Source organism: Candidatus Polarisedimenticolia bacterium, assembly GCA_036001465.1.
In the GTDB taxonomy this organism is placed as follows: domain Bacteria; phylum Acidobacteriota; class Polarisedimenticolia; order Gp22-AA2; family Gp22-AA2; genus Gp22-AA3.
Map to the genome: position 1 here is coordinate 14,138 of DASYUH010000063.1, position 14,065 is coordinate 28,202.

The window sequence follows — 14,065 nt, forward strand, 5'->3', positions numbered from 1 at the left end:
CCTCGGTACAATCATTTCGAGGTCGGCGGAGGATGGATGGCCGGCGAGCCCACGGACGTTGACCTGATCCGTGAGGTCCTGGCGGGCCGGGTCGAACGGTTCGAAATCCTCGTTCGCCGGTACCAGCGCCTGGTGGCCACCGCCGCCCTGCGGATGGGCATTCCGCGCATGGAGATCGAGGACGTGACCAGCGAGGTCTTCTACAAGGTGTACCGGAGCCTGGGCCGATACCGGCCGGAGCACGCCCTCAGCACGTGGCTGTACCGCATCACCGTCAACGCCGCCCTGGACCGCAGGAGGAGCACCCGCCACGAGAGCCGCATGGAGGAGCTGTCCCCCTCCCTGGCCGACGGGCGTCCGGGGCTCGAGGAGCAGGCCGGCGACAAGCAGCGCGCCCGTCTCCTGCAGGAGGCGCTCGGCCGCGTCCCCGGCCACTACCGGGCACCGCTCGTCCTGGCCCACATCGAGGGGATGCCGCTCGAGGAGATCGCCCGTGCCCTCGACCTGCCGGAGGGAACGGTCAAGTCGCGACTGTTCCGGGCCCGCGCCATGCTCAAGGAGATCATCCAACGGCACTATCCGGCGCTCGCCCCGGCGGGGGCCGAAGGAGACGCGTCGTGACCGCCCATCGTGATCCCGGACCTCGCTGGGCCGACGAGGTCGTCGGTCCGCTGCGCCGCCAGGCGGTCGACTGCGACGTCGCCGCGCGCGTCATGGCGCGCATCCTGGCCGAACGCGACGCCGCCCTCCTGGCCGCGTCGGCCCGGGGTCCGCACCGCTACGCCTGGGTCGCCTCGCTCTCCCTGGCGGGTGCCTCGCTCGTCTTCCTGATCGCGACCTTGGTCACCATGGTCTCCGCCGGCGACGAGGGCGTGCGGCAGGCGACCGGACTTCTTGCCTCCTCCTGGCACGTCGTCGTGGTGTCCGGCAGGCTGGTTGCCGACCTTGGGCAACGGATGCTGGCCGAGGCCTTGCCGACGGCGCGCAAGATCCTGGCCCTCATCGAGGTATCGGCTCCGCTCCTCAAGGGGGCCGGGACCCTGGCCGCCGCTGGCGGCCTGTGCTCCATCCTGTTCAGCAGCTATGTCTTCGCCAGTGCCCGCAGGACGGCGCCGCGGGCGGACTTCAACGGAGGAACTCGATGAATCCACGCGTCCTGCCACGCGTCGTCGCGGCCGTCGTCGCCACGACGTTCCTGGTCGGCCTGGCCCCGCTGGCGGCGGCGCAATCGCGCCGCCGCGAGGCCTCCGCGACCGCCTCCCCCTCCCCGGGCGCCCGCGCCAGGGAGATCATCGACGAGGTGCGCGACCGGCTGTCCCACCGCGAACGCCGCTCCGCCGGCGTCGCCGTCACCGACGATGCGCACGTGCATGTCGGGGAGGTGCACGAGCACGACATCGTGGCCGTCTCCGGGAATGTGAACATCGAGGGGGAGGTCAAGGGGGACGTGGTCGTGATCATGGGCAAGCTGGAGATCAGCGGCACGGTGGACGGGGACGTCGTCTCCATCATGTCCCCGGTCCGGCTCCACGACACGGCCAACCTCGAAAAAACCCTCGTCAACATAGGCGGCAGCCTCGATCGGGCAGACGGCGCCCGGATCGAGGGCGAGGTGGTCAACTTCGGGTTCCTCGACGCGGTCCCGTTCCTGCGGGGAGGGCTCGCCGGATTCTGGAAGTTCATATATCTACTTAAGCTGATCTCTCTGGCGCTGCTGTTCCTGGCGATCCTCCTGATCACGGCCCTGGTGCCGCAGCGCCTCTCGGTGATCGCGGCCGCCTTTCCGAGCCGCTGGGGCATGGCGATTCTCGCCGGCATTCTCGGCTACTGCGTCACCATCGTCCTCGGATTCATCCTCATCTGCACCCTCATCGGGATCCCGCTGGCCATCGGCCTGTTCTTCGCGGCCAAGGTCGTGAAGTGGATCGGGCTCGCTTCCCTCTTCTTCCTGATCGGTCACACGCTCGGCCGCAACCTGTTCAAGCGCGATCTGTCGCACATCGCGGCGGTCCTCGGCGGGTTCGCCGTCTATGCGCTCATCTCCCTCGTCCCGATCTTCGGGGGGGTGTTCTCCGGGGTCATGGGCGTCCTGGCGCTGGGCATCTCCATCCTGACGCGCTTCGGATCGGAGGAAGGATGGGAGAGGTCGCGCCCCTCGGCGCCGACCGTTCCGCCCCCCCCCGCGGCGCCGGCCGGACCGCCCCCGGTCTACGCACCGGGTTCCTGAGACCGGCTCCTGGGAGCCGCTAGAAGTCCACGGTCACCGCGACGACCGGCAGGAAGGGGCTCTGGTAGGCGGTGGAGCTGAAATAGGCGTGCTCGGCCTCATCGTAGTAGAGGTCGACGCTCCGCACGTTGGACCGGTTGTACACGTTGAGCAGATCGACCTGCACCCCGATGCGCCCCCAGGAGACCGGGACCGATCGGCTGATCCGCAGATCGAGGCGGTGAAATGCCGGAAGGCGCGCGCTGTTCAGCTCGCCGACGGCGGTCCCGTGGACGAAGCCGACGCTGAGCGGCTTGAGAGGTGTATACGACAGGCCGCTGGCGTAACGGAAGGCCCCGCCCACGACCCAGCCGCGCCCCAGGCGCCCCCCCAGGAACAGGGAGGCGCTGTGCCGCTGGTCCGCGTTCCGCGGCGATTCGACTCCGTCCTTCTCCTGGGTCGCCACCAGGTAGCCATAGTTGATCCCCCAGCTCCATGCGCCGGCTGTCGCCTGCTCCAGAGTGAGCTCCGCCCCCCGGATGCGGCCGCTGTCGTACTGGGTCATCAACTCGGGAAGCTCGACGTAACGGTTGACCGCCTCGCCGATCGGATCCCTCAAGTTCTTGCGATACCCTTCGACCACGATCCGCAGGCCTGTCCGGAAGGACTTCTCCATCCCGAGGATGAGATGGTCCGCTACCTGAAGACGCAGCGCCTCCCCGGCCGCCAGAAAGCCCTGCTCCTGGCGGGGAAACTGGACGAAACGACCGACGGAGCCGCTCAGGGCGAGGCCGGGCTCGGGCCTGATCTCGAAGCTGGCCCGGGGGCTCAGGGCGCCTGATCCATCCACCGCGGAACGATCGCCCCGCACGCCGTAGCGTAGCGAAACGGTCGAAGCCGGCCGCCAGGTGTCCTCGACGAAGGCCCCGATCCGGCCCGCGTCGTACTTCTGGTCGCTCTGGACCAGGCCATACCCGTCGAAGACCATCCCCGCCGTCCCGCCCCGGGTGCGCTCCATGCCGGCTCCGCCGTTCAGTCGATGCGTGCCCCCCAGGAGGCGCAGGACCGACACCGCCACGTCCTGTCTCGACTGTCCCTGGTCGAGCGACATCCCGCCGCTCTCGAACGAGTGGACGGCCAGGATGCCGTCGGCAAGCTGGAGACGCAGGAGAGTCCGTTCGTCCACGGGGGCCTCGATCTTCAGTCGTCCCCCTCGGTTCCTGCTGGTCATCGCGGCTTCGCCGTCCTTCCCCTGATCGGCTTCGAAGCGGCTCCCTGCCCCGAGCAGGACCGCCTCCAGCCGTGCCTGCCCCGGAAGCGGCTGCCGGAATGCCGCGAACAGGTCGTGAAACTGGATCCCCTGGGCCTGGTCGGGGGTGACGCGCTCGTCGTAAAGGCCGAGATCGCTCATCCTTCCGCTGAGCGTCCAGGAGCCGTCCCCGGCCGGTCCCGACAGGGACGCGTGGGCCAGGAGGGTTCCGAGTCCGGCGGTGCCGGTGATCGACTCCGGGCGCCGGGCACGCGAGGCGACATCGATCACCCCTGCGAGGGCATCGCCATACTCGACGGAGAATCCGCCCGTGTGGACCTGCACCTCGTCCACCAGGTCGGCGCTGAGCGTTCCGGCGCTGCCGGCGCTGCCGCCGAAGTGATAGGCATACGGCAGCGGCTGGCCGTCCACCAGGACCGCCGTGTCGGAGGCCTCGCTGCCGCGGATGCGCATCTCCGACTTGAAGTCGCTTTCCGGGGCGATTCCCGCCCGTCCCGCCAGGGCACGGAACGGATCCTGCAGCGCCGCGGGGCGCGAGTCGAGATCGCCCCGCCCGAAGGCCAGCCCGGAAAGGCCCCCGCCGCCGCTCCTCCCCACCACGGTGATTTGCTCCGACGGCACGGGGGCAGAATCGCAATCGATGCGCAATTCCTCACCGGCCCGAACGTGGATCGAGGCGATGTCGTCCCCTGCGTATCCTGGGCCCTCGAATCTCAGGCGGTAATTGCCGGATGGGACCTCATCGAAGCGGTACCGACCCGCGGCGTCGGTCTGCGTCATGCGGATCCTCCCGTTGTCATCGCGAGCTGGTGAGGTCTGCTCGATCACGACCTCCTCCTCCCCTTCGGCCTCGAGCGTCACGCGGACGGCCGGCACCGGCGTCAAAACCGCTCCGCTCACGACGCGGCCGCGGATCGATCCGGTTGAGACCTCGGCGATGGTTTGGCCGAGAGGCATAAGGAGCGCCGCCGCACAGATGGCAGCGGACCTCATTATTTTGGAATGAATCTGCCCGCGCCGGCCGTTCCGGGCCATGGCCGAGTTCTCCCCTTCGTCCGGCCGCCCGGGAAGCCCGAGCGCGGAACCGACGGGAATATAGGTTGCCGGCGGAAAGCCGGCACCCGAGCCGGACCCAGGAGCCTAGCGGGGACGGGTACGAATTCGAGAGATGACGAACCTGAAACTCATGCGATTATTCATTCGGCATCCGGGAGGGCGGGTGGAGCGCAAGACTTCAGAAGTCCAGCTGCACTCCGAGCTCGTAGCGCCGGCCGAAACGACGCTCGGAGACGACTCGGCCGCTCTGGCTGACTGCGGCGTCGTTCCGATCGAGGCTGAAGATCCTGACGTCGTCGGCGTTGAGCAGGTTGTCCACCGAAACGAACAGCTTGGAATTGAAGTGTCCCATGACGATCGCCTTCTGAGCCCGCACGTTGATGTTCATCGAAGCCTTGTTGCGTCCGGAATTGCGGCCCACGGAAACATAGGTCCCGTTCATCCGATCCGCGTATCCGTAAAACGTCCGGAACTGCTCGTAGCCGAGGTTGTCGGCAGCGACGAACCTGTCCACGATCGAGAACGGCAGACCCGAGGCCCAGCTCATCACGGCCCCAATCTGCCAGTCGCCGGGGAGGTATGCGGCAGCATTGATTTTCACCACGTGTCTCTGATCGTAATCCAGGTACCCGAACTCGTCCTGGACTACAGAGGGGTCGTCACCCAGCGGAGACAGGTATTCTTCAGCGGCACCGACCGCCCGCGAGTAGGTGTATGAGGCCTGCATCTGCCACTTCCGGCTCAGGCGCTTCGTCAGCTCGACCTCCAGACCCCTGTAGCGGGCGGTGTTGATGTTCCCCACGAAGAGGACCTGGTTGAAGAAGGCGTTGTTCACGAAGAGGTCCGGCCTGTCGTCGGGGACCTGCGCACCGGCAGAAGCATAGTGTCCGAGAACGTCGATCGGCCGGCCGTTGGCATCGTTTCTGAACGTGTGGTTGATGTCCCTGTCCTGGAGCTGATAGCGGAATGCCCTGTTGACGTAAGTGATCTTCAGAGCCACTTCCGGGGCAAGCTCGCGTTCGAAGCCGACGGTCAGCTCGTCCGCGAACGGCGTCCGCAGGCTGCGATCGACGAGCGCCGCGCTCGGCGGGGCCGCGGAGAGCAGGGGTCCGAAGCCGTTGTTCGGCGTACCCGATTCGGTGAGGCCGTCGTGATCGGCCCGGTAGTAACGAGAAATGGTGTCAGGTCCCTGCTCCCGCACCACGCTGTCGAGAAAGAGCTTGTCGTAGAAGCGGCCCCAGTTCAGAAAGATCTTGGTCTTCGAGTCACCAAATGGATCGCAGGAGATAAAGAGCCTCGGAGCCAGGTTGTTGTTGGTCAATCGGAAAGATTCCGGCTCCTGGAAGGTGGCGCTCCGCCGCAGTGCCTCGACATCGAGTATGACTTGCTGGGTCGAGGGATCGACCGTGGTGGAGTCGGGATAGAGGGCCATAAGGGCCTGGCTTCCTAAGGTGCCGAGAGTGTGGGGCTGTGTCAGACGCTGGATGGCGAGTCGCCTCAGCGCCATCAGGTCCGCGACCACGGGATTCCCGAAGTTGTTGGTTCGGCACTGAAAGCCCGGCATGGCGAAAATCGGGTCGGAGCAGAAGCCCAGGCTCCGAACCCCATCACCGTTGCCGAGAATGTCTTCCCAACCGATCGGCTCTCCCATGCCGAGGGCACGCAGTCGATCGGACAGGCCCTTTTCGGCGACCGGGTCGAAGGGTGTGTATCCCGAGGAATCAATCGTCTCCCTGTCGAACCGCAGACCTCCTCCGAGGGTCAGGTTCGGAATGGGTTTATACGTGTCCTGGACATACAGCGCCATCGCCTGACCGGAGGCCACATTGCTCGCCTCGCTGGCGAGTTGGACGCCGATAAATGAGGCCTGGCCGGTCCTCCTATCGCTGCCGTTGGGCATGAGTACAGGCCGGAGCCGAATGTCTTGGCTGGAGCCTTCGCGTTCGACCGAGCCACCGATCTTGAGGTCGTGCTGGCCTCGCAGGTCGGGAACGAAGATGGCCAGATCTTCCCTCAGTGTCACACGCCCGCGCGTGCCACGCAGGTCGATGTAGAACGGACCGCTCGTGATACCGTCCTCGTCGATGAGATAGTCACGGTCGCCGGCAAGGGGGCGGAACCTGTCGTAAGGGTAGTAGGAGGGCCAGTCGATGCGGACGCCGTTCGGCAGGTACCGGTCAAAATCGTCGGTCGGATGGGGAAAGGGTCGATCATCGAGCCGGCCGTTGCCGTTGCGATCCTCGCCTCCTTCGTCCAGACGGCCGTCGAGGTCCATGTCCTCCCCGTAATCGAGCCGGTGGTTCCGGTTGGTGTCCTCGTCGAGCACATCGAGGTGGCCGTCGCAGTCCTGGTCCTCCCGGGTCGCCCCCTCGCAACCGATAAGCTTGCGCGTCAGCCGGCCGTCTCCGTCCCGGTCCTCCCCCGCGTTCAGTGTTCCTTCGTGATTCGCGTCCTCAAAGACGTCCCAGGCCCCGTCGCCGTCCCAGTCATCTCCCGGATCCCTCTCGGTGGGGCCGAACTGGCCGTCCTGATTCCTGTCGATGAAAAGAATGCCGTTGCCATTCGTGTCCGGATCGAGGTTGGGGCCCCACCTCGGCCGCGATTCGAACTTCTGGACCGTCGACTCCAGGAAGACGCTGGGGCTGAAGATCGCCGTTTCCTTGAGCAGCAGGTTCGTTCCTCCCAGCCGCTCTGAGTAACCCGATTCCTCGCGCGTCAGCGAATCCACGCCCTGATTGTCATACTCCTGCGGGTCGATCGTGACGGAGAAGGTGAGCCTGTGGTTCGAGGCCACGCTCCAGGTCAGCTTTCCGAAGGCACGCTGTTCGGTGGTCCCCCTCACGAAATTCTGGGTCGTCGCCCTGATCGGCTCCTCCAAGCGGACGTATTCCGCCGTGGCGAAGTACCAGGCGGTGTCCTTCTTCAACGGTCCGCCAACCGAGACGAATGGGCGCAGATCCTCGAACTCAAGTTCCGTTCTCCCGATCCGGCCGTGCAGCCGCGGGTCGTCGACGGAGTGGCCGCCGCCGTCCAGCCTGCTGCTGCGGACGAAAAACTTGAAGTTGCCGGCAAATTCATTGCTCCCGGACTTGGTGACGATGTTGATGAACCCGCCCTGTCCCCGGCCGTATTCCGCCGAGGCGCCGGAGGTCTTGACCTCGATTTCCTGGATGGAATCGATGTTGAGCTGCTGTCCGATCTTGGCGGTGAGGGGATCGACGGTCGAAGCGCCGTCGACGAGCGTCACGACGTCGGTGTCCCGCGCGCCGTGGATGTTGGGATTGCCGTCGCCGTCCACGTCGGTGACGCCGGGCGCAAGGGCGAGGAAATCCTGATAGTTGCGTCCCAGGATCGGCAGGGCGTCGATGAACTCGCTCGTGAAACGGGTCTGGGTGGCCGTCTGGGCCGGGTCGATCGTGTCGAGGTGGTAGACGATCCTGACGCGAGCCTGGACGTCCGTCTCCGGCACCAGGACGATGGTGACACTGGCGATCACCCCGGCCGTGATATCGACATCTGACATTTCCAGGGTCGCCATGCCCGGGAACACGACCTTCAGGCTGTAGCCCCCGCCCGGAGGAAGCGGCATGAACCGGCAAATCCCGAGGGAATCGGTGAGGCCTCCCCTGGCGACTCCAGTCGAGTGGTTCGTCACCACCACCGTGGCGCCGGGAATTGGCTCCCCTTGCTTGTCGACGACCAGACTCTTCAGGCCGCCGTGGGTCTGGGCGGCTGCCGGGATTCCCACGAGAAGGCTCAGAGCGGCCGGCAGGATGCCGGGCCACAACTTGATGAATCGCATCAGATGTCCTGAAATGCTGCTGCCTCATATTGTAAGCGTAAAAGTAGTCCGCGCGACCTCGTTCGGCGTCGATTGGTTGGGTCCCCTCGAGGAGCGTGCCGGCGCGGGACACGACTATCGCAACGCGACCTCGATCATCCAATCGATCCGCTTCAGGCCGTAGCCGTCATCCTTCCACCCATCCCGCAGGAATCGAATCTTCCCCGTTGCATCGATGACATAAAGAATCGGGACTCCATCAACATGATAGGACCTCTCGACATCACCATTGGACAGCAGCATGGGGAGCGTGATTCCGTGAACCTTGACGAACCCGGGGACCTTGTCGGTATCCGCATCGATGCTCACGCCTGCGAAAGCGACACGTGAATTCCGCCGATGCTTCCGGTAGACGGTCTCGAGCTCCCGCATCTCCCCGATGCACGGCCCGCACCATGTCGCCCAGAAGGAGAGCACGAGCGCCCGGCCCCGGAAGTCGTTCAGAGACACAGTCCGGCCGTCGAGGCCCTTGAGCACAAATTCGGGCGCTGGACGCCTTTCCGCAGTCGCCAGCAACTCCGCCTTCACCTGGCCATCACGACGTCCGCGGACCCGACTTTCGGCGATGACCAGCGCGGCCTCGAATTTTGTCGTTTGGGCAACCGCGAGCGGATGACGCCCGGAAAAGGCGACGGTGTCCTCCTTGAAGCGTTGATCGATCGCCGCGGCCAGGCTCAGCTGCAAGCGGGCCTCGTCCAGGGAGTCGGTCTTCTCCAGGACCCGCCCGCACTCGCTGCGCACCGCCGCCTCGTTGAGCGCCAGGAGGACGGAAATGGAGATCCGGGCCGCGTCGACCGTCTCGATCAGCGCATCGCAGACTTTGCGCGCTGCCTTCCAGTCGCCCGTAGCGCCATAGGCCCGAATCATGGCCGGCCAGAAGTGGTACCGTTCGTCCAGGCGGACGTCGTCCGTGGTGGGCCAGACTCTGTCTACGAACCCGACGCCGCGAGCGGCGCATTCCAGGGCACGGGCAGGCGAGCGTTCGGCGAGCGTCTTCGAGATCTGGAGCATCGCTCTGACATATTCGTGAGGGTTTTCGTCCGGTACCGGACGAACGGCCACGACTCTCTCCAGGTGCACGGCCGCCTCCACAAGATCGGCATTGGCGAACTGGTCGGGATGGTCTGACATCACCTCGAATCGACCGCGCACCGCATTGGCCAGCATCGTCACATCGTCGGGGAAGTCGCGCAGGATCCCTTCGAAATGTGCCACGCTCTTGGCAGGATCCTTCTCCTTCCAGGCAGCGTCCAGACGAGTCGCCTGTTCGACACGGCCCCGCGGGAGCCTGGATATTGCCTCCCGCCTCCAGGTTTCCCTGCACGCTGCGTCCGCCAGCCAGTCACATGCCTCCATGAGAGCGAAATACAGGTCGTCGTTCCGCTTCCGCGGAGGGACCTGCTCGAGCAGCTCAACGTCCTTGCGGATCTCAATCTTGATCGTCTCCACCTCTCTCAGCTTCCCCAGCACGGCCCAGCGCTTAGGGTAGGCCTTGTAGAATCCAGGGTCGTTCCGGATGATTCGATCGAGCTTCTCCTGCGCTTCCGAGTAGCGCGCCGCGTTGATCGCTGCGACGGCTTCCTCGAAGAGCGCGGCCGTTCTATCCGACTGCCCCGACACAGCGATTCGGAGTGAAAGTCCAAGAACGAGAACCAGCGATAGGAAAACCACCATATTGGGTGCGCCCGACCGACGAGAGGGAATCCCCCGCCGCACTGGCGAGCTCCTCAGGCCATTCTGACGCATCCAACTTCCAGCGGCCGACCGTCTATCCTTTTGGTCGAGGCGGCGATCCAGGCGACGATCTTCCCCGGTGCCAAGACCGGCTGCATCAAGCTGCGGACCTGGGATCGGTCGGGTTCGGCAGGTAGCCATTAGATTGGGTGCTTTGCGAATTTCGCCCCCGGGATCGGATCGGCGCATAGGAAGCTTGGGCTGACATTCTAGCCTGCAAGAACTCCGTTTAGCCTAGATTCGACATCGGGTGTGGGAACCGGCCGGGTGACCGGGTGGCTGGGCTCGTCCAATGTGCCCCCCCACGAGCAGAAAGGCGCCGTGCCGCTGGTCCGCGCTCCGTGATGAAGATCAAAAAGCGAAGTGGAATCCGACCTCGTAGCGGCGCCCGAAGCGGCGCACGGCGTCCAGCTGCGTGTTCGGACGGATGGCGGAGCCGCCGGGCACCGCTCCGAGAATGGTCAGGTCGTCCCTGTTGAGCAGGTTTTGAACCGAGATGAACAGCCGGGAGTTGATCTTCCCGAGCACGAACGCCTTCTGGGCCCGCAGATCGATGTTGAGGATGGCCTTGTTGCGCTCGGAATTGCGATGCATGGAGACGTACCCGCCGTCACTGATGTACCCGTAGAAGGTGCGGAACTGGGGGTAGTCGAAATCGTCGAGGGCCACGAACGAGTCGAGGAAGGAGTAACGTGTTCCCGAGCTCCAGGACATCGCGGTTCCCAGCTGCCAGTCACCGGGCAGGTAGGCGGCCGCGTTCAGCTATCGATGAGGCCGTCCAGGATCGTCCGCGTCGAGGCGTCCGGCGTCCGCCTCCGCGTTCGCCTTCTCGTACTGGGCCCGGGGGGTTGCGGCGGCCGGGGCCGGGCCTGGGGTGCAGCCCGCCAGGAGCGTCGTGCCGACGAGAGTCCAGAAGAGGACTGACGCGCCGGCCATGTCAGGCGAGCCGCGCGTACTCGAAATCCAGCGGCTTGCCGTTGATCCCCTTCGTCGGCGGGGCGATCCAGCCGGCGATCTTCCCCGGTTCCAGGACCGGCCGCATCAGGCTCTGGACGTAGGCGCGATCCGGTTCGGTGGGCAGCCAGTCCGGCGCGCTCTTCCGGAACTCCGCCTCGGGGATCGGCTCGCCCGCGGGATTGAAGTGGAGCCCGGCATAGATGCCGATTCGGCGGTTGAACCGGCGGGATGGCAGCCGCAGCCTGAGATCGATGCCGTGCTCGGCGATCGTCTTGTTCCACATCTCCAGGCCTCGCTGGTTGTCCTCGATGTAGGCGTCGCGCAGGACCTCGTTCATGGCATTGCGGAGCGGGACGTCCTTCTCCTCGAGCCGGCCCGCCTCCGGGACCGGCATGCGGTAGGAGCCGGAGAGCGCCAGGTGGTCCTCGCAGGCCTTCTCGTTGGCCCGCCCCTTCAGGCCGCAGGCGAAGTATTCGGCGGCATTCGAGGAGATCTCGCCGCCGAACAAATCGAGGGACACCGAGTACCAGAAGTTGATGTACTTCTGGAGCGTCGGGAGATCGATGCCGCCGAGCCGCCGCACGTCGCCGTCCGGGGCCTGCCGCATCAGCTCGCACGTCCGCCTGACGATGCGGCGGATGCCGGTCTCCCCCACGAACATGTGGTGGGCCTCCTCGGTCAGCATGAACCGGGTCGTGCGCGCCAGCGGATCGAAACCGCTCTCGGCAAGGGCCAGGAGCTGGTACTTGCCGTCCCTGTCGGTGAACATGGTGAACATGTAGAACGACAGCCAGTCGTCGATCGGAGCGTTGAAGGCCCCCAGGATCCGGGGCCGGTCGGGGTCCCCCGAGCGCCGCGCCAGGAGCGCCTCGGCCTCCTCCCGCCCGTCGCGCCCGAAGTAACCGTGCAGGAGGTAGACCATCGCCCAGAGGTGCCTCCCCTCCTCGACGTTGACCTGGAAGAGGTTTCTCATGTCGTACAGGCTCGGCGCCGTGCGTCCCAGCCGCTTCTGCTGCTCGACCGAGGCCGGCTCGGTGTCGGCCTGCGTGACGATCAGCCGGCGCAGGAGGTTGCGGTACTCTCCCGGAACGTCCGTCCAGGCGGGCTTCCCCGCATGATCGCCGAAGCCGATGGCGCGGCCTGGTTCCGCCTGGGCGAGGAAGATTCCCCAGCGGTAGTCCGGCATCTTCACGTAGTCGAAATGGGCCCAGCCGGCGCTGTCGACCGAGATGGCGGTCCGCAGATAGACGTCGGTCGCCTGGAAACCATCCGGTCCCATCTGCGTCCACCACGCGAGGAAGGACGGCTGCCAGTGCTCCAGGGCGCGCTGGAGCTTCCGGTCCCCCGACAGGTCGACGTTGTTCGGGATCGTCTCGTGCAGCTGCACGGCTACGTCCTCCTCCAGTCGAAGGCGGGGCGCTCCGGCCGTCCGTAGCACTGGAGCGCGCCGTGCTCGCCGACGGCGTTCGGCCTCTGAAAGATCCAGTTCTGCCAGGCCGACAGCCTGCCGAAGATCTTCGTCTCCATCGACTCCGGCCCCGGGAAGCGGAGAGAGGCCTCCATGCCGGTGAGGGCGTCCGGCGACAGCGAGGAGCGCTCCTCGACCGCCACGCGCACCTCGTCCTCGTAGTCGATCTCGTCCGCGGCGATCGTCACGATGCCGGCCTCGACCGCGGAGCGGGCGTCGAAGGACATGGGCTCGCCGGCCTCGGTCCGCCGCCTCATCCCCTCCAGGGCATCCGGCCGGTGCCGGAAGCGCGCCTGGAGGCGCGTCAGGCCGTGCCCCATCGGCAGGGCGCCGAAGTTGAGAGACGACAGCCTGAGGACCACCGGACGATCGGGATCGTCCAGGGCGTACGCCCGGTCGCACGACAGCGCCGTTTCCAGCAGGCTCCCGGCGAAGCACGATCCCGGCTCGACGAGAGCGAACAGGGTGCGGGCGGTCACGTCCAGCCGGCGCAGCGTCCGCCCGGCGAGGAGCAGGACCTCGCGGGCGAACCAGTCGGAGGGGGCGAGTCGGGAGAGCGCCTCGTCATGGGCGGCCACCAGGTCCGGGTCCCCCTCCGTCCGGATCAGCCACACGCCGATCTCCTCCTCGTTGAAGCGCAGGCGGCAGATCGCGTCCTCGAGCTCGAGGAAGAGCCGCAGCATCCAGGTGCCACTCCCCTCGCGGCGGAGAGAGGACGCATCGGCGGGCGGCCGGCCCGCAGGACCCTTCAGGCGAAGGGCCGCCGTGCGCGCCGCGCGATCGATCGCCACGTGGAGGTGCGAGTAGGCCAGCTCGTCCCGCCCGACCTTCACGTCCAGGGGCGGGAGATGCACGCCCGGTCCGTCCTTGCGGGGGGCGGCCGCCGCCAGCTTCGCGACCCGCTCGCGGACCGTCTCGTCGAACCGGCTCCGGGGCGAGACGGCGTCGACCAGCCTCCAATCCACGGCGCGCTGCCCCTTCACCCCTTCGGCGGTCGTGCAGAACATGTCGGCATGGTCCCGCCGCACCCGGCGCTTGTCGGAAAGGCGCGTCAGGCCGCCGGTCCCCGGCAGGACGCCGAGGAGAGGGACCTCGGGCAGGCTGACCGCGGAGCTGCCGTCGTCCACCAGGACGATCTCGTCGCAGGCCAGCGCCAGCTCGTAGCCGCCGCCCGCCGTGGCTCCGTTGCAGGCGGCGATGTAGTGCTGGCCGCTCGACGATCCGGCGTCCTCGATCGCGAGCCGCGTCTCGTTCGTGAACTTGCAGAAGTTGACCTTGAAACGGTGGCTGCTCGTCGACAGCATCGGGATGTTCGCGCCCGCGCAGAACACGTTGTTCTTGCCGCTCGCGATCACGACCGCCTTCACCTCGGGGTGCTCGAAACGGAGTCGCTCGACCGCGTCGGCCAGCTCGATGTCGACGCCAAGGTCGTAGGAATTCAGTTTCAGCCTGTATTCGGGCTTGAGAGGCTGGTCTTCGCGCACGTCCATCGTGAGGAAGGCGATCTCCCCCTCGGTGCGAAGATGCCAGTGG

Annotated in this window: 10 protein-coding genes; 3 read left to right on the plus strand and 7 right to left on the minus strand. The window is 66.3% G+C overall.

Going from position 1 to position 14,065, the window contains the following annotated elements:
* The first annotated feature begins 36 nt into the window (after nt 1–36).
* From VGV60_12760 to VGV60_12770, 3 genes are read left to right on the plus strand one after another with little or no spacing between them, the layout of a single operon-like run.
* The gene (locus VGV60_12760) at nt 37–621 is read left to right on the plus strand and encodes a sigma-70 family RNA polymerase sigma factor (GenBank protein ID HEV8702137.1); all 585 of its coding nucleotides are present in this window, start codon (nt 37–39) and stop codon (nt 619–621) included.
* Complete coding sequence (locus VGV60_12765) at nt 618–1,145, plus strand: hypothetical protein (GenBank protein HEV8702138.1); 528 nt, start codon at nt 618–620, stop codon at nt 1,143–1,145. Before VGV60_12760 ends, VGV60_12765 begins: the two co-directional genes overlap by 4 nt.
* Nucleotides 1,142–2,227 (plus strand): hypothetical protein, encoded by a 1,086-nt coding sequence (locus tag VGV60_12770; GenBank protein HEV8702139.1) that lies wholly within the window; start codon nt 1,142–1,144, stop codon nt 2,225–2,227. Before VGV60_12765 ends, VGV60_12770 begins: the two co-directional genes overlap by 4 nt.
* Before the next feature lie 19 nt (nt 2,228–2,246).
* Here VGV60_12770 and VGV60_12775 read toward each other — a convergent pair whose 3' ends face one another.
* From VGV60_12775 to boxC, 7 genes are all read right to left on the minus strand, one after another.
* Nucleotides 2,247–4,433: a TonB-dependent receptor gene (locus tag VGV60_12775; GenBank protein HEV8702140.1), complete on the minus strand. Its 2,187-nt coding sequence runs from the start codon at nt 4,431–4,433 to the stop codon at nt 2,247–2,249.
* A 277-nt stretch (nt 4,434–4,710) separates the two neighbouring features.
* Nucleotides 4,711–8,334: a carboxypeptidase regulatory-like domain-containing protein gene (locus tag VGV60_12780; protein ID HEV8702141.1), complete on the minus strand. Its 3,624-nt coding sequence runs from the start codon at nt 8,332–8,334 to the stop codon at nt 4,711–4,713.
* A 114-nt stretch (nt 8,335–8,448) separates the two neighbouring features.
* Nucleotides 8,449–10,089 carry a TlpA disulfide reductase family protein gene (locus VGV60_12785; GenBank protein HEV8702142.1) on the minus strand — a complete coding sequence of 547 codons (1,641 nt, stop codon included), beginning with the start codon at nt 10,087–10,089 and terminating at the stop codon, nt 8,449–8,451.
* Between the two features lie 369 nt (nt 10,090–10,458).
* Nucleotides 10,459–10,821, minus strand: coding sequence for a hypothetical protein (locus tag VGV60_12790; protein HEV8702143.1), 363 nt, complete (start codon nt 10,819–10,821; stop codon nt 10,459–10,461).
* Nucleotides 10,822–10,869: 48 nt separating this feature from the next.
* On the minus strand, nt 10,870–11,043 hold the full coding sequence (locus VGV60_12795) for a hypothetical protein (protein ID HEV8702144.1): 174 nt from the start codon (nt 11,041–11,043) through the stop codon (nt 10,870–10,872).
* Nucleotide 11,044: 1 nt separating this feature from the next.
* On the minus strand, nt 11,045–12,451 hold the full coding sequence (gene boxB / locus VGV60_12800) for a benzoyl-CoA 2,3-epoxidase subunit BoxB (protein HEV8702145.1): 1,407 nt from the start codon (nt 12,449–12,451) through the stop codon (nt 11,045–11,047).
* A gap of 2 nt (nt 12,452–12,453) precedes the next feature.
* On the minus strand, nt 12,454–14,065 hold a 1,612-nt coding region (boxC, locus tag VGV60_12805; protein HEV8702146.1), incomplete at its 5' end, for a 2,3-epoxybenzoyl-CoA dihydrolase.

What these genes read in the sequence shown, in the direction of transcription:
- VGV60_12780 (HEV8702141.1), bottom strand. Translation starts at nt 8,334, where the DNA reads ATGCGATTCATCAAGTTGTGGCCCGGCATCCTGCCGGCCGCTCTGAGC.
- VGV60_12775 (HEV8702140.1), bottom strand. Translation starts at nt 4,433, where the DNA reads ATGCCTCTCGGCCAAACCATCGCCGAGGTCTCAACCGGATCGATCCGC.
- VGV60_12770 (HEV8702139.1), top strand. Translation starts at nt 1,142, where the DNA reads ATGAATCCACGCGTCCTGCCACGCGTCGTCGCGGCCGTCGTCGCCACG.
- VGV60_12790 (HEV8702143.1), bottom strand. Translation starts at nt 10,821, where the DNA reads ATGTCCTGGAGCTCGGGAACACGTTACTCCTTCCTCGACTCGTTCGTG.
- VGV60_12760 (HEV8702137.1), top strand. Translation starts at nt 37, where the DNA reads ATGGCCGGCGAGCCCACGGACGTTGACCTGATCCGTGAGGTCCTGGCG.
- VGV60_12795 (HEV8702144.1), bottom strand. Translation starts at nt 11,043, where the DNA reads ATGGCCGGCGCGTCAGTCCTCTTCTGGACTCTCGTCGGCACGACGCTC.